Raw genomic sequence first — 22,659 nt, forward strand, 5'->3', positions numbered from 1 at the left:
CCGTCCGGCAGTGTTGGCGGCAAAGCGCGCCCCGAAATCCCAGGTAATCGGCCTCCAGGGCCAGCAGCGGCGGCACGTCGGCTTCGGTCAGCGACCCCGCCAAACCGGTTAATAAACCCGCGGCTTTGGCAATGCCGGTAAATCTGCTCAATTCGGACAGTGTCGTCAATTGCGTCAACGACCCCAGGCTTTTATCCATGGTGTCCAGCATGACGCCGGCGAATCCCGCCGCCCGCAAGGCGCTAATCGTAGCCATATCGGGCCGGGTATCGGCAAACAGCACCGCGATCAAGCGCCGCTCTTGAGCTATCGCGGCCATCCCGGCTATGCAGGCCCGCCAATCGCCGCCCGGGAAAAAACCGATTTTGACATAGTCGACACCGGTGCCGGCCATGTCTTGCACGGCGGCGGCCAACAAATCGGCCTGCATGGGTAAATCGCCCACCGTGGCGCTAATGACGCAGCGCCCCCTCAACCTGGAAACGATTTCCGCTACTTCGGAAACAGGCAATGCCCCCAGCGCTCCTTGGGCGGGTTGTTTCAAATCGATAATATCGACATTGAATGTCTGTATCAGCAAAGCCTCGTCCAGGCTGTTGACACTCGCCAGCATACCGCTCATGGCGCCACCGTTGTTCGTTTATGTTCTTCCATGGCCCGCATCAACCACCCCCAGGCCTCGAGTTCGCGATCGCCGGCGCACTTGTCCACCGCTATCCGCAGATAATCCAGTTCGGTTTGAATTTTTTGCCACGGCAATCTATCGAGGCGGCTAAGCAAAATCGCCGCTTCCAATACCGCGAATTGCGCCCGGTTGAAGCCCGGAAACGGCTTGTGCATGCCGGTATGTACAGCCTTGCACGCCAGCCTTGGACGGATGGGATCGTCTTCCAGGCGCAGCATGGACAATTCGATATGCGTCAGGGTATCGGCAAGATAATAGCCGGCTATGCTTTCGCAGGGTTTTAACGGCCAATCCCGCCGTCCGGTCAGGCAACCGGCAAATATCCGCACATCGTCGCAATGATTCATGACCGCGTGGCCGGTTTGCACTATATTATTTAAGGTCGTGGAGGGTTTGAAAGGCAAAATAACGAAGGAATCCCCCTCGACGTGAACGCCCATGGGCGCGATATGCACCGTACCCGATGCACTGATGCTGGTGACTATGGTTTCTTGTATCATCTAAAAAACGTTAAACTCGAAAATATTTTTTAATTACAAACTACCAGAATACCACTACATGCACTCCGTCAACATCTGCGATTTGGCTATTTTGCTGATCGAACCTTCCAACACCCAACTTAAAGTCATTCTGCAACATTTGCGTGACGAGGGGGTTGCCAATATAGAGGGTGTAGTCAGCGGCAAGGATGCGATCAATAGTCTGCAAAACCACCGTCCGGATTTAATCATCAGCAGTCTTTACCTGCCCGACATGACCGCCATCGAATTGATCGAGCAAATCAAACACGATGAAGTCTTGAGCCATATTCCGTTCATGCTGATCTCCAGCGAATCCAGCTTTCAGGTTTTGGATGCAATTCGCCAGGCCGGCGTGGTGGCCATTCTACCCAAGCCGTTCGCCCATCGGGACTTAAAAAACGCCTTGCGCTCGACCATCGAATTTATCGATCCGCAAGAAATCGATCTGCAACATTACGACATCAGGAATGTGCGGGTTTTGGTGGTCGACGACAGCAATTTGGCCCGCAAACATATATGCCGGGTATTGAACAATATGGGCATCCAGCAGATTACCCAGGCGGAGGACGGCCGGCAGGGCGCGGAGATATTCGCCGGCGGCCAAGATGCGTTCGATTTAATCGTCACCGACTTCAATATGCCGGTAATGGATGGTCAAGCCATGATCCAATACATTCGCAAGGATCTGGGCAATGCGATCATTCCGATCCTGATGGTGACCAGCGAGGATAATGAAACCCGCTTGAGCAACGTTTACAAGGCGGGCGTTTCCGGGATTTGCGATAAACCGTTCGACCCGCAGACGGTGAAGGAAATGCTGTTTCGGGTATTGGAGGCGGATTGATGCGGACCGTAATTTTGACGATTGACGGCAAAATCAAACTTAAAATAAAACGGCATATCGCTGCGTAGCGATATGCCTGTTGCGAAAGTTTCGGTCCCGACGGAACGAATTAGACAGCTTTTTTCTTTCTGCCAACCGAGAAAACTCCCATCATGCCGGCCAAAAACATCCAAACCGCGCCAGGAAGCGGAACGGCTGTTAATTGCATTTGTCCATCCATTTCAAACAAGGTGTTGTTGGTAGCGCTTAAGCCGCCAACCGTATTATTTCCGTTTAAAACCTGGTTGATAATGGGCGTATTGGTCAAGGGGGTTTTTACCTTTACAAAAAACGACGCAACTCCGCCATCGATGGTATCCGGCTCGAAAACATTTGGATTAAAACCGCCAAACACACCGGAAAAACTAAGCTCTACTTGTTCGAATCCAACCCCCAGAACCGACGGAGAAAAGATCGAGCCCACACCGTTAGTGATAGTCCCGGTTAAAATAGGGGCCCCGTCGGCAAAACCGAAGTCATCGGCAAAACTATAATTGGGCGCGCTATCGAAATAAATAGCCGCGGTCCCTCCGGTAAACTCGACATCCAGTGCCGCCGAGGAAACCGTTGTGTATTTCCCGGTAAAAAAAGACCGGACCGTCAGTTCAAATCCATCTCCCGTGCCGGTAAAATTATTGCCTCCCGACACATCAAGTTGCCCTACATTTATTGCCGTTCCTTCAAAAATATGACTGGTAACGACGGTTTGAAAATAACCCGAAAAAGTATTGCCTACCGCAACAGTAGTGTCGGGCTTGACCAAACCTATTCCGGGACCGAAATCGTAGGTGTCGAACGGACCCACGTTAGCCTCATCCCCGCTTGCACCGGGCGCCACCGTATAATCGGCCGTTCCCACCCAGTTACTTGCAAATGCCGCTGGCCCTGCTATCAACGACCCTGCCGCTAATAACACGCACTTTGCAAGCGTGTTTTTTATCAAAAATCTGTTCATATCAAGCATTCCTTTAAACTATAAAGAAGACACGCACCCAATAAAAGGCAACCCGGCGGGCCGCGAATTATTTCATAGCGATTATGCTCTAATGCCGTGACAGAACCATTAAGATTCGGTTATGGTTTTATTAAAATCCTCTCGACGCCATGACAACAAAACCGCCCATCGCTTGCTTACAGGCCGACAAATGCCATTAATGCTTGCAATTCGGCCGCTTCCAACTCGTAAAACGAGTGCGACCTGACTTTTTCCGGCAACGTCACATCGCCATAGCGCACCCGAATCAAGCGGCTGACCTTGACTCCCTGCGATTCCCATAAGCGTCTGACCAGACGGTTGCGGCCTTGTTTGACTGTGACATAAAACCATTTGTTGGCGCCTTCGCCGGCGTAAAAGCGTACTTCATCGAAACGGGCCGGACCGTCCTCTAGCTCCACGCCGCTACGTAACCGCTCCATCATGGCATCGTCCACTTCGCCCAAAATGCGCACGGCATATTCCCGCTCGACCTGCCGGGAAGGATGCATCAAGCGATTGGCCAGTTCGCCGTTGTTGGTCACCAATATCAAGCCGGAGGTATTGATGTCCAAACGGCCGACGGCAATCCAGCGCCCCACGGCCAAGCGCGGCAACTGGGTAAATATCACCGGCCGCCCTTCGGGATCCCGGCGGGTTACCAATTCGCCGACCGGCTTGTGATACACCAGTACCCGGGTCGGTTGTTCGGCGTATTTTTCCCACTTCACCACCCGGCCGTTGATTTGCAGAAAATCGCCGGGTTTTAAATGGTAACCGGGCTGGATGGGCTGGTTATTAACGGTGAGTTTACCGTCTTCTATCCAGCGTTCGATTTCCCTCCTCGAGCCTAGGCCGGCTCGCGCCAGCAATTTCTGAATCCGCTCGCCGCCGACGGCGGGTTTAATGGAGCGTTCTGATGTTGCCGTTACCGGCTTCGCTTGCGGCCTGCCGGCCGGGCTCGGTTTCCTGCTCTGCGGCTTGACGGGGGATTTGGGTTTCGGCGGGGTCGGTTTGCGATCTTTCACGGGGTTCCTGCTGGGCTGTGTCGTTACTGAAATCCAGATGGGTAATTTCGTCCAAAGTCGGCAATTCGTTCAACGACGTTAAATTAAAATAATCCAGAAATTGTTTGGTGGTGCCGTATAACGCCGGCCGGCCGGGTACTTCCTTATGGGCAATGACGCGTATCCATTCCCGTTCCAACAAAGTATGGATAATACCGGAACTGACGCCCACGCCGCGAATATCCTCGATTTCGCCGCGCGTCACCGGCTGGCGGTAAGCGATGATGGAGAGGGTTTCCAGTAGGGCTCGGGAATACCGCGGCGGTTTTTCCTCGAACAAACGCGTCACCCAAGGCGCCACCCCTTCCCTGATTTGAAACCGGTAGCCGCTGGCCAACTTTTTCAGACCAATCGGGCGAGTCAGATAATCCTGCGCAATCGCTTCCAGGGCGGTCTGAATTTCCAGGGTATCCGGCTGTTCCAGTTCGGGAAAGGTTTCTTGAATTTGTTTGACCGTCATGGGTTTATTGGCGGCAAACAAAATGGCTTCTACGATGCGTTTGGTATTCACGTCGAACTCTATCGATGGCTCGGATAACGGCGGTTGGTACTCGGCAATCAGCGCCCTGCCCCAGTTGGCGCAAGGCTTATCCGCCCGATTCGCGGGCAGGCGCGCAACAGGCTTTCGCAGCGGCGCGCGCTTGGGGCGATACGGTCTGCCCTGTAATTCCACAGTCCACACTTCGGGAAATCGGACCGCGGTTTTTCGGGCTTGCACCACAGTAATAGCCGGCGCGGGTTTGCTTCTGGGTTTACGTGGCTTAGGTTTAACTTCCGGAACGACATTTTCTGATTCTAATGCGACTTCGGTACGAATTTCTTCAATCGCCGGTGCCGCCGTTAGCACGGATTCTGATATAAATTCCGGCGTAGGGCTCGGACTGGATGATGTCGACGATTCGCTCCTTGGAGAGTTCAAGGATGGCAAGAAACGCGACAACCACCCCGTTTTTTCCTTCACTTCCGGTAAAACACGCTGGGAAAGGGAGCTGATTTGCTCCGTTAAGTTTTTCCAAAATGGTTGCCATTCGTTCACGGACTGATAAGGGCTCTTTGGTTATTTGATGATGACTAAGTTGCTCGACACGTTTTAACACATCCTGAAACGCCAGCAGCAATTCCTTGAGTTGTATATCGGGCAACGCTTGTTGAATAGTCACGGTAGACACGTCGACGCTGACTTCGAAAGTATCCCGTTCGTTTCTCGGCAGCAAGTCGATTTCCTCGGCGACTTTCTTGATGGCTTCGTATTCCTGCAGTTTGCGAATCAAAAACGCCCGAGGGTCCTCTTCTTCCTCTTCGCTTTCCGGTTGCCTCGGCAACAGCATGCGGGATTTGATTTCCGCCAGCAGCGCCGCCATCACCAGATATTCCGCTGCCAATTCCAGGCGCAGTTTATCCATCATGTCGATGTAGGCAATATATTGCCGGGTAATCTGGGCTATGGGGATATTCAGAATATCCAGATTCTGCCGCCTGATCAAATACAGCAACAAATCCAGCGGCCCTTCGAAGGCGTCCAGAACCACTTCCAGCGCATCGGGAGGAATATATAAATCGTCCGGCAGGTCCTGATAAGGCTGGCCCTGCACCATGGCCAGCGGCAAAACCGGTCTTTCCGCTAGGGGTTCTACGGCATTCATGTTCAAGGCCGGCAACCGGATGCGGGCCCATGCTTATCGAACGAACTCACAATCCGGCCAAACTGAAAAACAGTTGTTGCGCGTAATACAGCGGATACCCCAAAATCATGCCCAAGGTATTCGTCGCCAATAACACCAATAGAATCAAAAAGCCCCAGCGTTCCAGCTGGTTATAGCGCCAGGCCCAATAGTCCGGTAACAAGCCGGACAAAATGCGGCTGCCATCCAGCGGCGGAATAGGCAACATGTTGATCAAGGCCAGCACCAGATTGATGGTGATGCCGGCCACCCCGCTGTATATCAACGGCATGGAAACAAATTCCATATTGAGGGCAACCCCGATACGCGCCAACAAAGCCCAGGCGATGGCCATCAACAGATTGGACAAAGGACCCGCCAACGCCACCATCATCATGGCCTTCTTGGGGTTTTTAAAATTACGCCCATCCACCGGCACCGGTTTGGCCCAACCGAAAATAAACCCGGTAAAAGTAATTAACAATAAACCGGGCACGATAATGGTACCCACCGGGTCAATATGCTTCAGCGGATTCAAGGTCAACCGCCCTTGCCGCTCGGCGGTTTTATCGCCGTATTGCCTGGCCACCCAGCCGTGCGCCACTTCATGCACGGTAATCGCAAAAACCACCGGCAACAGCCATACGACAATGCGCTGTATCAGCGTCAATTCGTCCATCATACTCAATTCTCCAACATGGGCGCCTGACCGATACCCTGCCTGACAATCTCGATGACGTTATCGGTGCAGGCAATCACGGTTGTCGGTTTGTAGTCGATAATACCGCCGTCGATGATCAAGTCGAGTTCGCGGTCCAGTTTTTGGCGGATGTCGTAGGGGTCGGCCATGGCCTCGTCCTGCCCCGGCAAAATCAGGGTCGTGGTCAGCAAGGGCTCGCCCAATTGTTCCAGCAAGGCACGGGCGATGTTGTTATCGGTAATCCGCACCCCTATGGTTTTCTTTTTGGGATGTTGCAATCTACGCGGCACTTCCCGAGTGGCATCCAATAAAAAGGTGAACGGGCCGGGCGTCAGTTTTTTGATCAAGCGGTGGGCGTCATTACCCATTTTGGTAAAGGTCGACACTTGCGACAGGTCGTTACACAGCAACGTGAAATTGTGGTTGTCGTCCAAGCGGCGGATGCGCCGCATGGTATCCATGGCCTGCTTGTCGCCGATTTGCGCGCCCAGCGCATAGCAAGCATCGGTCGGATAGACGATAACCCCCCCGTTCCGGATGATACCGACCGCTTGTTGAATTAATCGCGGTTGCGGATTTTGCGGGTGGATTTCCAGAAACTCGGCCATGTGCGGTTATAAGGCTTAAATGAAACCATTGTACCTTATCTTTCCGACTGCTTTTTGGCGACTTTGTCCCGCAGATAAACCGGCATGGCCTGTTCGACCGGCACGGCCAGACCATTGGTAAAATCATAGGCGCCCAGCTGAACAATGCAGGCGGCGCGCGGCCAAACTTCGCTCTCAATACTTTGCACGCGCGAACCCAAACGGGACATTAGAATTTCGCCATACACAGCCCAGCCGGAACCCACCCCCGCCCCCTTCAACTCCGGATAAAGCGCTTCTCCAGCCGGCGTGACCGCCTCGTCGCCCCGCAAAACCGCCAAACCCAGCGCATTGCGTTGATAAACGCCCCAAAAAATTTCATTCATGCGGGCGTCCATGGCGGTAAACGCCACATCCTCCGACCGCCGATTGAAAAAATCCTGGGCGATGGCCGCCAGCGTGGATACCAGTACCACCGGAATATCGGCGCCGAAGGCAATCCCATGCGCCACGCCGGTTGCGATACGCACGCCGGTAAACGAACCCGGCCCCCGGCTTAAAGCCACCGCATCGAGGTGTTGCGGCTTGAGTTGCGCATCCGCCATCAGGCTGTCTATCATCGGCAATATCAGCTTGGTATGCTCGCGCGGCGCCAGTTCGAATTTTTCCCTGATCTCGCCATCGATAAACAAAGCCGCCGAACAGGCATCGGTGGAGGTTTCTACCGCCAATAATTTCAATGCTGTTCCTCGTCGGCGAAAAAACGCCGCACATCGTCGATATCCCGGCTGCGTTTCATGGCCGGCACGCTATCCAAAAACATTTGCCCGTAGGACTTTTTCAACAGGCGCGGATCGCACACCATCAAAACCCCTCTATCGTTGACATCGCGAATCAACCGTCCCACGCCTTGCCGCAGCATGATGATGGCGGCGGGCAATTGCTGTTCGAAAAACGGATTGCGGCCTTGCTTTTCCAGGGCATTCATCCGCGCCTTCAACACCGGATCGCCCGGGGAGGCGAACGGCAGTTTATCGATAATCACGCAGGACAGGGCATCGCCGCGCACATCCACGCCTTCCCAAAAACTGGCGGTAGCCAGCAGCACCGCGTTACCCAATTCCTTGAACTGATCCAGCAACACGCCCTTGGAACGGCTGCCTTGTACCAGCAAGGGATGGTCGATTTTACCTTCCAGCAGTTGAGCCGCCCTTTGCAGGGCACGGTGACTGGTGAACAGAAAAAACGCCCGGCCGCGGCTGGCTTCCAAAACCGGCAAGGCGAATTCGACTATTTTGTCGGTAAACGCCGGATCGCTGGGTTGCGGGAGCCCCCTGGGATGATAAAACAAGGCCTGATTGGCATAATCGAACGGACTCTCCCAGCTGCGGCCTAATTCGCTGCTTAAACCCAAGCTTTTGGAAAAATGCACGAAATTGTTCGCCACGCTTAAGGTGGCCGAGGTAAAGATCCAGCTGGCTTTGTGCCGGGCCATAAAGCCCCGGAATTCCTTGGCGATATCCAGCGGCGTACGGCTGAGGGTAAACGACTTGCTGTAGGTTTCGTACCATTTGATCCACTGGCCGTCCTTGTCGTTAATCAGGGTTTCCAGTTGCATATCCAACGTTTCCGCCCTATCGAAGCAGGACTCCAAGCCTTTACTGCGCACCGAAGCACGTTCCAGTTGATTAGTAAGTCGGGCCAGTTGTTTTTGCAATGACTCCAAGGCGCCGGCAATTTTTGGGTTCGTTTCGATATCCTGCCAATCGCCGCGGCGCAATTCCAGGCCGAATGCCAAGCGCATGTCCTTGACCTCCAATTGCAGATCTTCGCATGCAGTCCGCAAGTCCGGCATATCCTTGGCGTCAGTAAAATATTCGGCCAGCGTATCGTCGGCCAGATCGGTCAATTGCTTGCCGCTGAGCGTTACGCCCAAGAAATTGGACGCGGTATCGGCCAATTGATGCGCTTCGTCGATGATGACCACTTCGGCATCCGGCAGTAATTCGCCGAAACCGATTTCGCGTATCGACCAGTCGGCGCATAACAGGTGATGGTTCACCACAACAATTTCGGCTTCCTGCGCCTGCTTGCGGGCCTTGGTTAAAAAGCAGTCGGCATAATCCGGGCAGTTTTGGCCCAGACAATTATCGGCGGTCGAGGTAGCATGAAACCACACCGGATCGCCATCATGCACATCCACCACCTCCGAAACATCCCCGGCTTTGGTGCGTTTGGACCAGGCCTTGATTTGCGCCAAGGCGGCGGCATCTTCCTTGCTGTAACCGAAGGCGGCATTCAGGGCGTGTTCCAGCCGATACGTGCATAAGTAGTTGGCGCGACCCTTCAACAAGCTGGCCTTGAAAGGGATGCGGGGTAAGGCTTTGCGGATCAACGGCAGGTCTTTATTGAACAATTGGTCCTGCAAATTTTTGGTGCCGGTGGAAACGATGACTTTTTTGCGGGATAAAATAGCCGGAATCAGATAGGCAAAGGTTTTACCGGTACCCGTGCCGGCCTCGGCAATCAAATGTTGCTGGCTTTCGATCGCCTCGGCAATGGATTGTGCCATTTCCATCTGTCCGGCACGCGGCGAGTAGGCCGAAATGACATTTGCCAGCGCACCACCGTTGCCGAATATTTCGGTAAGGTCAATCACGGTAAGCTTATGCGATTAACGGCCGAAAAAACTTTCCGACTTGGCCTTGGCTTCTTTGGCGCCTTGATAATTTTGTTGCATGCGCCGGGCTTCGGCTATTAACAGCCAGCTTTTGCGTTTTAAATCCAGGTCGCTGCCTGCCAATAAAGCCGCCTTGCCCGCCAATTCCTCGGCCAGCTGAGGTTTATTTTGCTTGATTCTGAGTTGCGCCAGTTTATAGGTAAGCGTGGGGTTGCGCGAATCGATGCGCAGCGCTCGCTCGGTTGATACCACCGCCGCATCCAAATTACCCGAGGCGCGATTACGATCGGCTTCGGTCAACAGAGCCACTACCGCGGGCGGCGTGCCCGTGGGAATGCGGGCTTCCTCGACGGCAAAAGCAGGCAACGCCGGGACCGCCGCCTCCGGTACAGGGACGGGATCGGCGGGAGGCATCAAAGGTTCCGCCCTAAAGGCTGGCAGACTGGGCTCGACCTTAAAATTGTTTTTACCGTCGTCGATGGCATAGGTCGCCGTACCGCTAGCGGGCGCCGGCTTTTTGGCAGTATAGGGCTGCGGCTTTTGAACGGGTGCGCGCGGCGGCACCGGCTTGGGTTTAACGGCTTTAGCCACCTGCTTTGGCGGCGGTTCATTGACAGTGCTGCAACCCGCGCCGAAAAGCAAGGCGGGGAAAAGACATAACAGGACTTTGTTCTTCATTTAAAACTTAAGATGCTTGATATCAATTAAAAGAATTCGATTTCGTCTTCAGACGATTTGCCATCGATATGAGTTGCCAATGCCAAAGCTTCTTCTATGCTTTTACCCTGATGAATCGCATCGAACATAATTTTCTCGGTTTCCATGGTGTAGCGCCCGCGAATCTCTTCCTGAAAGCCTAGCCACTCGGCCGGGTTATACAGCCGGCTAGGGGTCTCGATAATGTCGGACAGCCCCTTCAACCCAACCGAAACATGTTGCAGGCATTGCTGTAAACGATCGTAAAACTGAAACGCGACAATCGACGAATAGATTTTTTCCTGCGTCGCCGAGCAATGGATCAATACCGCATCCCGCTGTTCGCTAGGCTCTAATGTTGTCAAAAGGCTTTGAATGGCGTTCATGTCGGCCACCATATCGGTAAACGTTGCAGTCAGCACATTGACGGATTCATCGCCGATTCTCATGCTGCCTTCAACCTGGGCCACCGAAACGGCCAACAGCTTGACCGTTTCCCGGATTTGGCTCCAATCCAAATCCGGCTGGTTTGATCCTGAACCTATCATTACTGGATACCGAAAACTGATTTAAAAAGACAAACCGCAAAATTTGCCAACGCGGCATTCTATTGTAATTGACCACGCAATACAAACCACGGTGTGAATAGTGATAATCGCCGCCGAACATGCGGCCGCCCAGGTTGACGTCCGCTCGGCAGATAGAGTAGAAATACGCCAAGGCATGCGGTTAATAACAACAATTCGACTCAAACTATCAAGGACGCCATGAATATTCATTCCACTACCAAAAAACTGTTCGTACTGGATACCAACGTTTTAATGCACGACCCCGCCTCGATTTTTCGCTTCCAGGAACACAATCTTTTTATTCCGATGGTAGTGCTGGAAGAACTGGACCATGCCAAAAAAGGCATTTCGGACGTATCGCGCAATGTGCGCCAAGTAAGCCGGTTCATGGATGAACTGATACGCGACGCCGACCAACGCACCATCAATGAAGGATTGCCGCTATCGCGTATCGAGCACGGCCCCGGCGGCGGTAGCGAATCGCCCGGGCGGCTGTATTTTCAAACCCGGCAGCTCAAGCATCTGCTGCCGGACGATCTGCCGGGCCAGATCGCCGACAATTCGATTCTGAGCATCGTGCTGGCGCTCGGCAAGGAGTACCCGGACGTCAATGTCATTCTGGTCTCGAAAGACATCAATATGCGCATCAAGGCCGCCGCCTTGCAAATCAATGCGGAGGACTACCACAACGACCAGACCATTGAAGACATCGATTTGCTGTATAGCGGCTCTACCGCCTTGGAACCCGATTTTTGGGAAGAACACGGCAGCAAGATGGAATCCTGGCAGGAAAACAATAAAACGTTTTACCGCATCCACGGTCCGCAGGTTGCCGATTGGTACCCCAACCAGTTTTTGTATATCGACGATGAATCCGGCTTTGAGGCGGTCGTCAAAACCTGCGACGGGGAAAGCGCCGTGTTGCAGCTGGCCAGGGATTTTCGCACCAAGCATCACAGCGTTTGGGGGGTCGTCGCCAAAAACCGCGAACAAAACTTCGCCTTGAACGCCCTGCTCGATCCAGACGTCGACTTTGTAACCTTGCTTGGCACCGCCGGCACCGGCAAAACCTTGTTGGCGTTAGCCGCCGGGTTATCCTTAACGATGGAGCACAAGGCATTTCTGGAGATCATCATGACCCGGGAAACCGTACCGGTGGGCGAGGACATCGGCTTTCTGCCCGGCTCCGAGGAAGAAAAAATGGCGCCCTGGATGGGAGCGTTGATGGACAATCTGGAATTATTGGGCAGCCGCTCCGGCACCACCGACTGGGAACAAGGCGCATCGCAAAACATGATGATGAACCGGGTCAAAATCCGCTCGCTGAACTTCATGCGCGGGCGAACTTTTTTAAACCGGTATTTGATTATCGACGAAGCGCAAAACCTGACGCCCAAACAAATGAAAACCCTGATTACGCGGGCCGGTCCCGGCACTAAAATCATCTGCATCGGCAACCTGTCGCAAATCGACACCCCTTATCTGACCGCCACCAGCTCGGGCTTGACTTATGTGGTGGATCGCTTCAAAGGCTGGGAGAACAGCGCGCATATTACCTTGAAACGCGGCGAACGTTCGCGTCTGGCCGATTACGCTTCGGATAATTTATAAGCAGCTATTGAACGGCCGAGACCTGCCCCGCCCGCGGCCATGCGGTTAACACGGCTTTAACCAGCGTGGCCAGCGGGATGGCGAAGAATACCCCCCAAAATCCCCACAGGCCGCCAAAAAACAAAATCGCCACAATGATGGCAATGGGATGCAGATTGACGGCTTCCGAGAACAGCAAGGGGACGAGCACCACCCCATCGATGGCCTGAATAACGGAATAGGCGATCAACACATACATAAACTCGCCGCCCCCGCCCACACCCCATTGCACATAGGCGACGCCCAATACCGGAAAAGTCACCAGCGTCGCGCCCACATAGGGAATGACCACCGACAACCCCATCAAAACGGCCAGCAACATGGCATAGTTTAGGTTTAACATGGTGAAAGTCAGGTAACTGGCGACCCATAAAATAAATACTTCAAGAAACTTACCCCTGACATAATTGGCAATTTGCGAGTCGACTTCCTGCCAGACATGCATGGTCAACGACATATCGCGGGGGAAAAATTGTGCGAACCAATCTATCAATAGCGCTTTGTCTTTCAGGCAGAAAAACACCATCATCGGCACCAGGAACAAATAAATGACGGCCGCCAGCAAACCCGCAAACGACTGCGCCGACCCGGAAATAACATCTTGTCCGTATCTCAACAAATCCTGTTGGATGGAAAACATAATTTCCCTGATCCGCGCTTGAGTGATAAATTCCGGATAAATTTCCGGCAAACGCATGATTTGGCTTTGCGCGCTGGCTACCATTTCGGGAATGCGTTGCACCAGTTGCACGGTTTGCTCGGACACAACGGGCACCAGCACAAATAAAATAAAACCCAATATGGTCAAAAATGCAAAAAATACTACATGCACGGCAACAATTCTAGGCAGCGAGCGGCGTTCGGCTTTAGCGACCAGCCCTTCCAATAGGTAGGCCAGAACAACTGAAGCGAATACCGGCATCAATAAACCGGATAGGCAGTAGATTAATATCGAGCCGACAAAAAGACTGATTGCCAATGAGACAACTTGCGAATTGGGTAAAAACCGGTGAAAAAAGTCCCTGACAAAATCGAGATTGGAAAAATTAGTTTGTTTACTCATTTATACTTTTTGGCCTGGAAACAGGCTGATTAGCGATTTGTTGACGCACGGGAAGCGGGAAGACACGTTAAGCAAGCGTGAAAAGCTTATCAAAGTTGGCAATTTGGAGAATTTTTTTTACATCGGCCGTTGCGCCTTTAATTACAACCGCATCCTTGCTGCCGGCCACCTTATCGCGCAAAATCAGCAGCATTCCCAATGCGGAACTATCCAAATAATTCGTCGTGGACAGGTCGACTTCTATCTTTTTAATATCCTGCATGAATTGGTTGGAAGCCTCCCTAAACTCCTTATGCAAGCTAAAGTCGAATCGGCCGCTGATTTTGATATGCAAAATACCCGACTCAATTTTTGTCTCAAAACTCATTTTCTTCTCCCTTGAACTGATTGACGCGCCAATAAAATGCCCGTTTAGAATAACTCAACATCGCCTTCTTCAACCGTAGATTGCGAAACGGCTTTAGAGCCTTGCGCGCGCCACTGTTCTTGCATGGCCCTCAGGCGGCTTACCCCTTCAGCCAATTGGCTCTCCCACTGTGTGCTGTCCGCGGTTTTAAACACGCCCATGCCGATAGCCACTTCATCGGCCAGCGCCTGGAAATGTTGCGTATTGGTTTGTAAAAACTCTATTAACTGCCGGCACATGTCCTCGAATTGCAGACCCCTAACCGCATCGTTGACCGTAATTCCAACGTTATCGGTAAGTTGGGATACTTCGACGATGCTTTTCGATACTTTATTATTAATCAAGGCAATACTGGTCATCATGTCGTCGATTTTATCTTTTGAATTAAGGGCAATATTCATATCCTTGGATGCCATCATTTCAATCATGGATTGCGCCTGTTTAATATTATTCTTGGAGGCATTGACCACAACCTTAATTTCTTCGCTGAATTTATCGGAGTTTTTGGATAAATTCCGCACCTCGTCGGCAACCACCGCAAACCCCCTGCCTGCTTCCCCGGCGCGCGCGGCTTCTATTGCCGCATTCAGCGCCAATAAATTGGTTTGGTCGGCGATTTTTTGCACATCCACCAGCAATTTTTCCACGCGCGCCATGTTGGAGCCTACGTCATTAATGACACCCACCATTTCTATACTTTGCTTGCTGATTTGCAATATGTGGTCAATAAAAAACCGTAGCACCGTGTCGGTTTCTTCCGCAAACTGCTGAAAGCTCATGGCTCCTTCTTTTTTGGCGGTCGAACTGTCCAAGTCGTTGACCAGCGTTTGAACGATACTCGATTGGCTTGAAGCTAAATAGTGCAAATTATTGAAACTATGGGACATGGTATTTACCGCATCCGCCACCATGGACTTAAGCTGCCGCAGGTCGTTATTGAAATGCAGCGTTTCCTCGGTTAAACAATTGTTTAAACCCGATACATACCGATCGATGCAGAGGTTCAACCTGTCTTCATCCGGCCGGCTTAAGTTTAATTCGGCGGCCTTTTGCAGTGCCGAATGCAAAACAAAGGCCTTTCTTATCCATAATAGCGCCATTATCGAAGCGGGAAGCCACCCCCCAAGCCCGGCGGGCAACAGCAGCGGCGAGAACGCCAGCAATAGCGTAAGTATCAACAACCCGCGGTTGGTTACCAGAAATTTAGTCATATCGATATCAATTGATTAGCGTCATGATTCGCGCGGCGATACTATCCAAAGGTAAAACCTGATGCGCGGCCCCCTGTTTAAACGCCTCGCCGGGCATCCCCCAAACCACCGATGAAGATTCATCCTGAACGATGTTGTAAGCGCCCGCTACGCGCATTTGCAGCATGGCATGGGCGCCGTCCGCCCCCATGCCGGTCAGCATAACCCCAATAGCGTTTTTACCGACATTTTCAGCCACGGACTCGAATAAAACTTCCACCGAAGGTTTATGCCGGTTAACCAACGGGCCGTCGTCCAAGCGGCAAATATAGCGGGCACCGTCCCGCGCCACGCGCAAATGCCTATCGCCGGGAGCGATATAAATATTCCCCGGCAAGATCAATTGTCCGTCAGCGGCGATACAGGCATTCATCTGCCCGGCCTCATCGATATGCTTGGCAAAGGACAAGCTAAAAGCAACCGGCAAATGTTGAGTCACCACCATGGCCGGGGCATCGGCCGGCAGCATTTTTACGATGCGCTTAAAGGCCTCTGTCCCCCCTGTCGAGGAGCCGACCGCGACAATCTTATGCGTGGTTTGAAAGTGCCTGCTTGGTGGTTGGACGGCTGTACTGCTCGCCGCCGGCTTTACGATTTCCAAGGCCTTCACTTTGGCTTTAGCGGCCATGCGCACTTTGCCTATAATTTCATCGGCGTATTCTTCCAGGGCATTCGGCACATCCGCTTTGGGTTTGGCAACGAAATCGACCGCCCCCAGCGCCAATGCTTCAAGCGTTACCTCCGCCCCCTTGGCGGTCAGGGTAGAAATCATGACCACCGGCATGGGTCTTAGCCGCATTAAATTTCGCAAAAAAGTCAAACCGTCCATACGCGGCATTTCGACATCCAACGTCAACACATCCGGATTTAAGGCTTTAATCTTATCCCGGGCGATTAGCGGGTCGCTGGCGGTACCGACAACTTCGATATCGTCCGTTTCGCTGAAAATCTGCTTCAGCATTTGCCTGATTAAGGCCGAGTCGTCAACAATCAACAGCTTTACCTTTTCCATGGGCGCCCTAAAACAGTTCTATGCTGCTTTCAACGGAAATATTTTTGATTTGCGAACCGTATTGTTTTTCGCGTAACACGATCGTTTCGTTATGTAAATCCTTGATTTTCTTCATCCTGACACGACCGGTTTGCGGATAAAAATTGATTTTGCGCGGATAATTATCGCCCAGATCATGCGAAACTAAATTCAGGGCTTCCATATCGACATAATCCAATACAAAAGTAATATTCCTGAGACCTACATCGCCCAAGGTCGGAATCACTTTACCGCCGCCGAACAATTTGACTTCCAGGTTTTTACGCTTGCCTCCAAATTGCAAGACGGTATTGATCAGATGTTCCATGGCGTAATTGCCGTAGCGTAGCGCGGTTCCCACCACAGCCTCTTCCCTGGAGTTCAAGCGCGACGAACTAGTCTCCGGCAACATAAAATGATTCATGCCGCCGATACCCAACACACTGTCCCGGATACACGCGGACACGCAAGACCCTAAAACGGTGGTTATCATCTCATTATCCTTGGTCACGTAATACTCGCCCGGCAATAGCTTCGCAGCGATTATTTGGTTTTCTTTATCCCAATACCGATTGATATTTTCGAAACCGGGAATTGAAGTTGGCCCCACCGAACCATCGTCTGTCATAAGCGTGTTTTTTTATAAATGGTATTGCCGATTAGCGAAAAAGGCGTATCGAGTTGATGCAGCGACTCGGAGTGGCCAATGAATAAACACCCGCCTTCGGCTAACAAACCGGCGTAGCGGTTGGCTAGACGTTCTTTTGTCGCTCTGTCGAAATAAATCAATACATTGCGGCAAAAAATAAAATCGAACGTGCCCTTCAGCGGCCAATCTTGCATCAGATTTAATTGCTTAAAATAAATGATTTGGCGCAACTCCGGTCTGATTTTGACTTTATGGAGTTGCGTACCCGCACCTTTTTGAAACCAATTACGTAAGCGCTCTTCGTTAATCGAAGCAATGCGGTCAACCGGATACACGCCTTCGGCCGCCGAAGACAACACATTGGTATCCAGATCGGTGGCCAAAATTTTAATGTCCCAATCCCGAGGTACATTTTCCATCAGAGTCATTGCCAGAGAATACGGCTCTTCTCCCGTCGAACAGCCCGCGGACCAGACTCTGATCTGTTTTTGCGATTGATTTTTTTTTAGCAATTCCGGAAGCAGGGTTTGAGCTACAAACTCGAAATGGTGTTTTTCTCTAAAAAATGAAGTCAAGTTGGTAGTAACCGCGTTAATGAACTCGGTAAACTCCCGATCCGGATGCTCCTGCAAATACCGGCAATATTGTTTAAAGCAAGTAAAGCCCAACAGCCTAACCCGTTTCGATAATCTTGAATAAAACATATCGAATTTATCGTCCGGCACTAAAATGCCCGAATGCTGATTCGAGAGCCTTCTTAAAAAATTGAAATCATCCTCGGTGTATTCAAATTCCCGCGCTTTATCTTTGTCAGCCACTCTATCAACGCCTTTAAACGGTTATCGAATACCGGCCCGGATTAGAAAAAACCGGAAACGGCCTGGTCTACACTCAGCATTTCCGATACCCCCAGCAAATCGGCGGCCTCCATGAATTTTTCCGAAGGAAAATCGATGTTTACTTCTTTCCGCAGCTTAACAGCGGTCAACTTCAACACCAACAACAATTGCAGCGTCGCCGTATCGATTTGGCTGACGGCGGAGGCATCGATATCAATTTTGTTACAGCTATCCAGCATACACCGTAGTTGTTGGTGCAGTTGGGAGACCGTCTGAATATTTTGCAGCGGTTCCAATATAATCCGGCCCGTGGTTTCCGCATCGGCGGACGGCTGAAGGTCCGCGGCATTTAATGCCGCGCCGGGTTCGGTTTCAACTCCGGCGTCCGCCATATCATCATCGAAAATAGCCGAATCATCCGGTAAAGCAGCGCTCAAGGGCGCCGAACGAGTGGGGGACTCCTCCTCTTCCGCCTCATGCATCCAGGCCAAGGGATCGTAACCGATCATGCTGTTTTCTTCTTGTTCCGCCATTACATCATCCTGCCTGCTAAAAAGTCGCCAGCCAATGCTTCGAAGTCTTTCGCGGAACGCCATCCCGGGCGGTATTCGAAAACGGTTTTGCCGAAGCTGGGGCATTCCGCCAAAGCCGCCGTTTCCCGAACAGGCGTTGCCAAAATCTGCTGTGGAAAATATTTTTTCAGGGTACTCACCACATCCTTGGAGAGTCTGCGAGTGGGTATGTAACGCGACATCACGATTTGCAAACGGTACTTTTTATTTAAAACCGCCTCAAACTTTTTGATCGTACCCATTAAATGCGATAAGCCTTGCAACGCCAGATAATCGCTGGTCATCGGCACCAATAATTCTTCAGCGGCAAATAAGGCATTCGCCACCAAAATACCGGAAGACGGCGGGCAGTCGATAAAGATCAAATCCCTGTCATCGGTTCCCGGCGCCAGGGCTTTACGCAATAAATCGCCCCTGTGGGAGCCACTCTCTCTCAACTGTTCGATTTCCTGCAAACGCGGCCCCGCCACTATTAAATTCAAATTTTCTCTGACTGGAATTTGCTGCTGTGTAAACGTCGCATGCCCCAACATGATCTCATCAATCCCAGTCTGCTGTTTGGACACAACACCCAGCGCCACGGCCAGATGACTTTGCGGATCGAAATCGATCACGGTGATTTTTTTACCCATTCTGGCCAACGCATGGGCAAGATTGACTGTTGTCGTGGTTTTCCCCACCCCGCCTTTTTGGTTGAGTACGGCAACAATTCTGCTTGTCATTTACTCTCTGCCGCCAAAGGCAAAACGGCGATATCCATGAACTCATCGGGGTTCAGCAACTTATCCACATCCAACAGCATGACCATATTTGTTTTACCCACGTACATCCCCCTGATGTAGCGGGTATTAATTTTCGCACCCAGATTCGGCGAAGCTTTAATTTCATTTAAATCGATATCCAACACATCGGACACCGCATCGGCCACGATACCCATCACCGTCGTACCGGTACTTTCGGTCTGAATACACATGACGATAACCACTGTCGTCGGCGTATATTCGATTTTTTCCATATTAAACCGCTCGCGCAGGTCGACGATAGGCACAATCGAACCGCGTAAATTTAAGGCGCCTTTCAAATATGCCGGTGTGTTCGGAATTTTTCTGATCGGCTCCCAGCCGCGGATTTCCTGTACTTTCAAAATTTCAATGCCATACGCTTCACCCGCCAGCTCAAAAGTCAGAAATTGTTCGCTCCGTGCGTCGGACTTCGCTTCGGCTGTCATGTCGGCATTTCCATAGGGCGGTGTAATAAGTCAAGTATCATCAAAAATCCAGCCATTCCTCGTCACTGGCCGGGCTTTTGTAGGCAGGCTGCCGGGGTGCCGGCGCCGCATTTGCCTTGGCCATTGTAACCGATGCCTTTTCGCGCGCCGGACGGCCCGCGGTATTTCGGTCATTGCCGTTTTCCAATTTAAAAAACGACAACAATTCAACCATGTTGGTGGACAAGTCGCTCATCGACACGCTGGCGGCGGACGCTTGTTCGGCCAAGGCGGCGTTCTGCTGGGTGATTTCGTCCATTTGCGCGACGGCCTGATTGACCTGGGCAATGCCGGCCGATTGTTCGACGCTGGCATTGGCAATTTCGGCCACGATATCGCCGACTTTTTTCACGCCGGAGACAATTTCGGTCAACGACGCCCCGGTTTGGTTAACAAACTCGCTGCCCGCCCGCACTTTCTGCACGCTGCTTTGAATCAATTCCTTGCTTTCCTTGGCCGCCGTGGCACTGCGCTGGGCCAGATTTCTGACCTCGGTAGCCACCACGGAAAAGCCGCGGCCTTGCTCGCCGGCTCTCGCGGCCTCCACCGATGCGTTCAAGGCCAGCAAATTGGTCTGGAACGCAATTTCATCGATCACGCCGATAATGTCGGCAATTTTGTTGCTGCTTTCATTGATTTCCTGCATAGCGGCGACGGCGGCGGCCACAACGCTACCGCCCTTTTCCGCCAGTTCGCGCGCGTTACCGGCTACTAAATTGGCCTGCTGGGCATTGTCGGCGTTATTTTTGACCGTACTGGTCAGCTCTTCCATACTTGCGGCGGTTTGTTCCAGATTAGCCGCCTGCTGTTCGGCCCGCTGCGACAGGTTATTGTTGCCGCTGGCTATTTCTTGCGATGAATTGTTAATGAAGCGGGCGGACTCGTTGACCTGACCGAAAATTTCGCTCAATTTATCGATAGTGGAGTTGATATCGTTTTTGCAGTTGAGATAAACGCCTTGATAATCGCGGGTAATCCGGTTGGTCAAGTCGCCTTCGGACATGCTTTCCATGGTGCTGCCGATGTCCTGGAATACCCGTTCGATGACGTCGGTAAGCTCGTTGATGCCTTCGCTCAACTTGGCGAAAAAACCTTGTTTGCCGGCCAGGGACAAGCGTTTATCCAAGCGGCCGACTTTGACGCTTTCGACAATTTCCTCGATTTCATGCTCGACTTTCACTTCACCTGTTCTATCCAGCCATTCGACTACGACACCGATCCGTTCGCCTTCGTCGTTTCTGACGGGGTTGGCGACAATATTCATGTGCCGGCCGCCAATCTCCAGCGCCGAACTAAAGGTTGTATTCAACGCGCCCAATAATCCGCGCTGATGCGCCGGATTTTTATGGAACTGGTCGATATTGGCCCCCATCAACTTATTCGCGTCGAAATTGGGCAGTTGGGTGCGAATATCGGCTTCCGCGTTTTGGAACATTCCTAATACGGTGTTATTCATATAAATGATGTCGAGATCGTTATTCGCCACCATCACGCAGGACTGCACATTATCCAGAGCCTGTTTAATCCGGGTGGCTTCGGCCGCCACCTGCTTGGTATAGGCCATATCCGCATTCAATTTGACTTGCATGCCGTATAAAGCCCGGTTGAAATCGCCTAATTCGTCGCCGCGATCAAGATCGATTTTGTTTCTGAACTCTTCATCGGCCAGACGGTAACAAGTTTTGGCGGAATCTTCCATGCTGCCGACAATACTGCTGATCAGCCCGAACCCCAACAAAGTCCCAAGAAGTAATAATGCCGAACAGACAGACAACTCCAGCCATTGCTGCTGCTGATAATGCGAAAAAATAGCCCCCAGTATCGGCAATAGAAATAAAGCATACACGAGCCCGGCCTTTTTCCACAGCCCCATGCCTGTAAGCGTTTGCCACGAGGCCGCCAAGCCGGTCGGCCGCATGGCGGCTTTGTTGGCATTCAATTTTTCGTATAAAGCCTCGGCTTGCAATATCTGTTCGCGTGACGGCGCGTAGCGGACGGACAAATATTCATGCAACTTCCCACTTTTATAAACCGGGGTGACGTTGGCTTCCACCCAATAATAATCGCCGGACTTAGTCCGATTTTTTACGAGAGCCGTCCAGGGTTTACCGTTTTTCAGGCATTGCCATAAATCGGCAAATGCGGCGGGCGGCATATCGGGATGGCGAACCACATTGTGATTGGCGCCAATCAACTCATCCTTGCTGAATCCGCTGATGTCGATAAAAGCATCATTGGCATAGGTAATGATGCCTTTTAAATTGGTGCGCGTAACCAGGATGGTGCCCGGCTTCATTATCACTTCATGATCAGTCACAGGGTGATTGATTTTCATTGCAAATTCTCCGTTAATCCCCAGCCAAACAGTTCATTTTTTTTAAACTTCATCGTCATCGTTTATGCCCATGTGGGTATCCACGCCATCCAGTTTCAATAATTTGTCGACATCCAGCAACATCACCATGCGCTGATTGACGGAAACCAGACCATTTATAAATTCGGTGCTCACTTTCGCCCCAAAATTCGGCGAACTCTGGATGCTCTTTTTTTCCACATCGATCACATCGGACACCGCATCCACCACCACGCCCATAACCCGGGTCTTTTCGCCGACTTTAGCCTGGAGTACCACGACGACGGTCAGCGGCGTATATTGGCTATGCCCCAGGTCGAAACGCTCTCTCAGGTCAATAATAGGCACAATGGCGCCCCGTAAATTAACCACGCCCTTTTCATAAGCCGGCACATTGGGAATGCGGGATACCGGCTCCCAACTGCGAATCTCCTGTACCCGCAGAATATCCACGCCGTATTCTTCCTTGCCCAAAGTAAAGCTCAAAAATTGAGCCAGCTCCGCTTGAGATTTTTTTTCCTGCCGCTCGGCCGGTTGGTTTGCGTCTGTTTGCGACAT

25 protein-coding genes are annotated in these 22,659 nt (G+C 51.8%); 2 read left to right on the forward strand and 23 right to left on the reverse strand.

The genetic code is table 11. The annotated features are described in order from the left end of the window. The coding region (locus tag NP596_RS02140; RefSeq protein ID WP_256613560.1) for a (5-formylfuran-3-yl)methyl phosphate synthase at positions 1 to 622 on the reverse strand (622 nt) is incomplete at its 3' end. Continuing rightward, the gene (locus NP596_RS02145) at positions 619 to 1,185 is read right to left on the reverse strand and encodes a DUF447 domain-containing protein (RefSeq protein WP_256613561.1); all 567 of its coding nucleotides are present in this window, start codon (positions 1,183 to 1,185) and stop codon (positions 619 to 621) included. The genes NP596_RS02145 and NP596_RS02140, both read right to left, overlap by 4 nt. Before the next feature lie 58 nt (positions 1,186 to 1,243). Here NP596_RS02145 and NP596_RS02150 point away from each other — a divergent pair, with 58 nt between their 5' ends. Continuing rightward, a complete protein-coding gene (locus NP596_RS02150) occupies positions 1,244 to 2,050 on the forward strand; it encodes a response regulator (RefSeq protein WP_256613562.1) in 807 nt (268 codons plus the stop codon). Between the two features lie 109 nt (positions 2,051 to 2,159). On the opposite strand, the gene pepA is transcribed toward NP596_RS02150, so the two are convergent. The 10 genes from pepA to NP596_RS02200 all read right to left on the reverse strand — a co-directional run bounded on the left by pepA (position 2,160) and on the right by NP596_RS02200 (position 11,001). Further along, a complete protein-coding gene (pepA, locus tag NP596_RS02155) occupies positions 2,160 to 3,044 on the reverse strand; it encodes a flocculation-associated PEP-CTERM protein PepA (protein WP_256613563.1) in 885 nt (294 codons plus the stop codon). 176 nt (positions 3,045 to 3,220) lie between these two features. After that, a complete protein-coding gene (gene rluB, locus NP596_RS02160) occupies positions 3,221 to 3,970 on the reverse strand; it encodes a 23S rRNA pseudouridine(2605) synthase RluB (RefSeq protein WP_256613625.1) in 750 nt (249 codons plus the stop codon). Then, positions 3,966 to 4,802, reverse strand: a complete 837-nt coding sequence (gene scpB, locus NP596_RS02165; protein ID WP_371927885.1) for an SMC-Scp complex subunit ScpB — start codon at positions 4,800 to 4,802, stop codon at positions 3,966 to 3,968. Before scpB ends, rluB begins: the two co-directional genes overlap by 5 nt. A 148-nt stretch (positions 4,803 to 4,950) precedes the next feature. After that, positions 4,951 to 5,772, reverse strand: coding sequence for a segregation and condensation protein A (locus NP596_RS02170; RefSeq protein WP_256613564.1), 822 nt, complete (start codon positions 5,770 to 5,772; stop codon positions 4,951 to 4,953). Positions 5,773 to 5,818: 46 nt separating this feature from the next. Further along, on the reverse strand, positions 5,819 to 6,472 hold the full coding sequence (locus tag NP596_RS02175) for a site-2 protease family protein (protein WP_256613565.1): 654 nt from the start codon (positions 6,470 to 6,472) through the stop codon (positions 5,819 to 5,821). A 2-nt stretch (positions 6,473 to 6,474) separates the two neighbouring features. Further along, positions 6,475 to 7,098, reverse strand: coding sequence for an L-threonylcarbamoyladenylate synthase (locus tag NP596_RS02180; protein WP_256613566.1), 624 nt, complete (start codon positions 7,096 to 7,098; stop codon positions 6,475 to 6,477). Positions 7,099 to 7,133: 35 nt separating this feature from the next. Then, positions 7,134 to 7,817, reverse strand: coding sequence for a tRNA (adenosine(37)-N6)-threonylcarbamoyltransferase complex dimerization subunit type 1 TsaB (gene tsaB / locus NP596_RS02185; protein WP_256613567.1), 684 nt, complete (start codon positions 7,815 to 7,817; stop codon positions 7,134 to 7,136). Then, on the reverse strand, positions 7,814 to 9,736 hold the full coding sequence (gene yoaA / locus NP596_RS02190; RefSeq protein ID WP_256613568.1) for a DNA repair helicase YoaA: 1,923 nt from the start codon (positions 9,734 to 9,736) through the stop codon (positions 7,814 to 7,816). The genes tsaB and yoaA overlap by 4 nt, the downstream gene beginning before the upstream one ends. Positions 9,737 to 9,751: 15 nt before the next feature. Continuing rightward, positions 9,752 to 10,435 carry a tetratricopeptide repeat protein gene (locus NP596_RS02195; RefSeq protein ID WP_256613569.1) on the reverse strand — a complete coding sequence of 228 codons (684 nt, stop codon included), beginning with the start codon at positions 10,433 to 10,435 and terminating at the stop codon, positions 9,752 to 9,754. Between the two features lie 26 nt (positions 10,436 to 10,461). Then, the gene (locus tag NP596_RS02200; protein ID WP_256613570.1) at positions 10,462 to 11,001 is read right to left on the reverse strand and encodes a hypothetical protein; all 540 of its coding nucleotides are present in this window, start codon (positions 10,999 to 11,001) and stop codon (positions 10,462 to 10,464) included. Positions 11,002 to 11,220: 219 nt separating this feature from the next. On the opposite strand from NP596_RS02200, the gene NP596_RS02205 reads away from it, so the two are divergent. After that, positions 11,221 to 12,633, forward strand: a complete 1,413-nt coding sequence (locus NP596_RS02205) for a PhoH family protein (protein WP_256613571.1) — start codon at positions 11,221 to 11,223, stop codon at positions 12,631 to 12,633. Between the two features lie 4 nt (positions 12,634 to 12,637). Here NP596_RS02205 and NP596_RS02210 read toward each other — a convergent pair whose 3' ends face one another. The 11 genes from NP596_RS02210 to NP596_RS02260 form a co-directional block, all read right to left on the reverse strand. Further along, positions 12,638 to 13,735: an AI-2E family transporter gene (locus tag NP596_RS02210; protein ID WP_256613572.1), complete on the reverse strand. Its 1,098-nt coding sequence runs from the start codon at positions 13,733 to 13,735 to the stop codon at positions 12,638 to 12,640. Between the two features lie 67 nt (positions 13,736 to 13,802). Beyond that, a complete protein-coding gene (locus NP596_RS02215) occupies positions 13,803 to 14,102 on the reverse strand; it encodes an STAS domain-containing protein (RefSeq protein WP_256613573.1) in 300 nt (99 codons plus the stop codon). Between the two features lie 44 nt (positions 14,103 to 14,146). Beyond that, on the reverse strand, positions 14,147 to 15,352 hold the full coding sequence (locus tag NP596_RS02220; protein WP_256613574.1) for a methyl-accepting chemotaxis protein: 1,206 nt from the start codon (positions 15,350 to 15,352) through the stop codon (positions 14,147 to 14,149). A gap of 7 nt (positions 15,353 to 15,359) precedes the next feature. Beyond that, a complete protein-coding gene (locus NP596_RS02225; RefSeq protein ID WP_256613575.1) occupies positions 15,360 to 16,403 on the reverse strand; it encodes a protein-glutamate methylesterase/protein-glutamine glutaminase in 1,044 nt (347 codons plus the stop codon). Between the two features lie 7 nt (positions 16,404 to 16,410). After that, on the reverse strand, positions 16,411 to 17,049 hold the full coding sequence (gene cheD / locus NP596_RS02230; protein WP_256613576.1) for a chemoreceptor glutamine deamidase CheD: 639 nt from the start codon (positions 17,047 to 17,049) through the stop codon (positions 16,411 to 16,413). After that, positions 17,046 to 17,888, reverse strand: coding sequence for a CheR family methyltransferase (locus NP596_RS02235; RefSeq protein WP_256613577.1), 843 nt, complete (start codon positions 17,886 to 17,888; stop codon positions 17,046 to 17,048). The genes cheD and NP596_RS02235 overlap by 4 nt, the downstream gene beginning before the upstream one ends. 41 nt (positions 17,889 to 17,929) lie before the next feature. Further along, complete coding sequence (locus NP596_RS02240; protein WP_256613578.1) at positions 17,930 to 18,442, reverse strand: STAS domain-containing protein; 513 nt, start codon at positions 18,440 to 18,442, stop codon at positions 17,930 to 17,932. Then, positions 18,442 to 19,203: a ParA family protein gene (locus NP596_RS02245; protein ID WP_256613579.1), complete on the reverse strand. Its 762-nt coding sequence runs from the start codon at positions 19,201 to 19,203 to the stop codon at positions 18,442 to 18,444. The genes NP596_RS02240 and NP596_RS02245 overlap by 1 nt, the downstream gene beginning before the upstream one ends. Then, positions 19,200 to 19,709: a chemotaxis protein CheW gene (locus tag NP596_RS02250; protein WP_256613580.1), complete on the reverse strand. Its 510-nt coding sequence runs from the start codon at positions 19,707 to 19,709 to the stop codon at positions 19,200 to 19,202. The genes NP596_RS02245 and NP596_RS02250 overlap by 4 nt, the downstream gene beginning before the upstream one ends. Positions 19,710 to 19,749: 40 nt before the next feature. Continuing rightward, positions 19,750 to 22,083 carry a methyl-accepting chemotaxis protein gene (locus NP596_RS02255; RefSeq protein ID WP_256613581.1) on the reverse strand — a complete coding sequence of 778 codons (2,334 nt, stop codon included), beginning with the start codon at positions 22,081 to 22,083 and terminating at the stop codon, positions 19,750 to 19,752. A 42-nt stretch (positions 22,084 to 22,125) separates the two neighbouring features. Then, on the reverse strand, positions 22,126 to 22,659 hold the full coding sequence (locus tag NP596_RS02260) for a chemotaxis protein CheW (RefSeq protein ID WP_256613582.1): 534 nt from the start codon (positions 22,657 to 22,659) through the stop codon (positions 22,126 to 22,128).

Origin of the sequence: Methylomonas rivi (genome assembly GCF_024505165.1) — a bacterium.
Taxonomy (GTDB): domain Bacteria; phylum Pseudomonadota; class Gammaproteobacteria; order Methylococcales; family Methylomonadaceae; genus Methylomonas; species Methylomonas rivi.

Bases quoted from the DNA above. Each gene is read 5' to 3' on its own strand.
- NP596_RS02145 (WP_256613561.1), bottom strand. From the start codon at position 1,185: ATGATACAAGAAACCATAGTCACCAGCATCAGTGCATCGGGTACGGTG.
- NP596_RS02150 (WP_256613562.1), top strand. From the start codon at position 1,244: ATGCACTCCGTCAACATCTGCGATTTGGCTATTTTGCTGATCGAACCT.
- pepA (WP_256613563.1), bottom strand. From the start codon at position 3,044: ATGAACAGATTTTTGATAAAAAACACGCTTGCAAAGTGCGTGTTATTA.
- NP596_RS02170 (WP_256613564.1), bottom strand. From the start codon at position 5,772: ATGAATGCCGTAGAACCCCTAGCGGAAAGACCGGTTTTGCCGCTGGCC.
- NP596_RS02175 (WP_256613565.1), bottom strand. From the start codon at position 6,472: ATGATGGACGAATTGACGCTGATACAGCGCATTGTCGTATGGCTGTTG.
- NP596_RS02180 (WP_256613566.1), bottom strand. From the start codon at position 7,098: ATGGCCGAGTTTCTGGAAATCCACCCGCAAAATCCGCAACCGCGATTA.
- NP596_RS02195 (WP_256613569.1), bottom strand. From the start codon at position 10,435: ATGAAGAACAAAGTCCTGTTATGTCTTTTCCCCGCCTTGCTTTTCGGC.
- NP596_RS02200 (WP_256613570.1), bottom strand. From the start codon at position 11,001: ATGATAGGTTCAGGATCAAACCAGCCGGATTTGGATTGGAGCCAAATC.
- NP596_RS02205 (WP_256613571.1), top strand. From the start codon at position 11,221: ATGAATATTCATTCCACTACCAAAAAACTGTTCGTACTGGATACCAAC.
- NP596_RS02210 (WP_256613572.1), bottom strand. From the start codon at position 13,735: ATGAGTAAACAAACTAATTTTTCCAATCTCGATTTTGTCAGGGACTTT.
- NP596_RS02215 (WP_256613573.1), bottom strand. From the start codon at position 14,102: ATGAGTTTTGAGACAAAAATTGAGTCGGGTATTTTGCATATCAAAATC.
- NP596_RS02220 (WP_256613574.1), bottom strand. From the start codon at position 15,352: ATGACTAAATTTCTGGTAACCAACCGCGGGTTGTTGATACTTACGCTA.
- NP596_RS02225 (WP_256613575.1), bottom strand. From the start codon at position 16,403: ATGGAAAAGGTAAAGCTGTTGATTGTTGACGACTCGGCCTTAATCAGG.
- cheD (WP_256613576.1), bottom strand. From the start codon at position 17,049: ATGACAGACGATGGTTCGGTGGGGCCAACTTCAATTCCCGGTTTCGAA.
- NP596_RS02240 (WP_256613578.1), bottom strand. From the start codon at position 18,442: ATGGCGGAACAAGAAGAAAACAGCATGATCGGTTACGATCCCTTGGCC.
- NP596_RS02245 (WP_256613579.1), bottom strand. From the start codon at position 19,203: ATGACAAGCAGAATTGTTGCCGTACTCAACCAAAAAGGCGGGGTGGGG.
- NP596_RS02250 (WP_256613580.1), bottom strand. From the start codon at position 19,709: ATGACAGCCGAAGCGAAGTCCGACGCACGGAGCGAACAATTTCTGACT.
- NP596_RS02255 (WP_256613581.1), bottom strand. From the start codon at position 22,083: ATGAAAATCAATCACCCTGTGACTGATCATGAAGTGATAATGAAGCCG.
- NP596_RS02260 (WP_256613582.1), bottom strand. From the start codon at position 22,659: ATGTCGCAAACAGACGCAAACCAACCGGCCGAGCGGCAGGAAAAAAAA.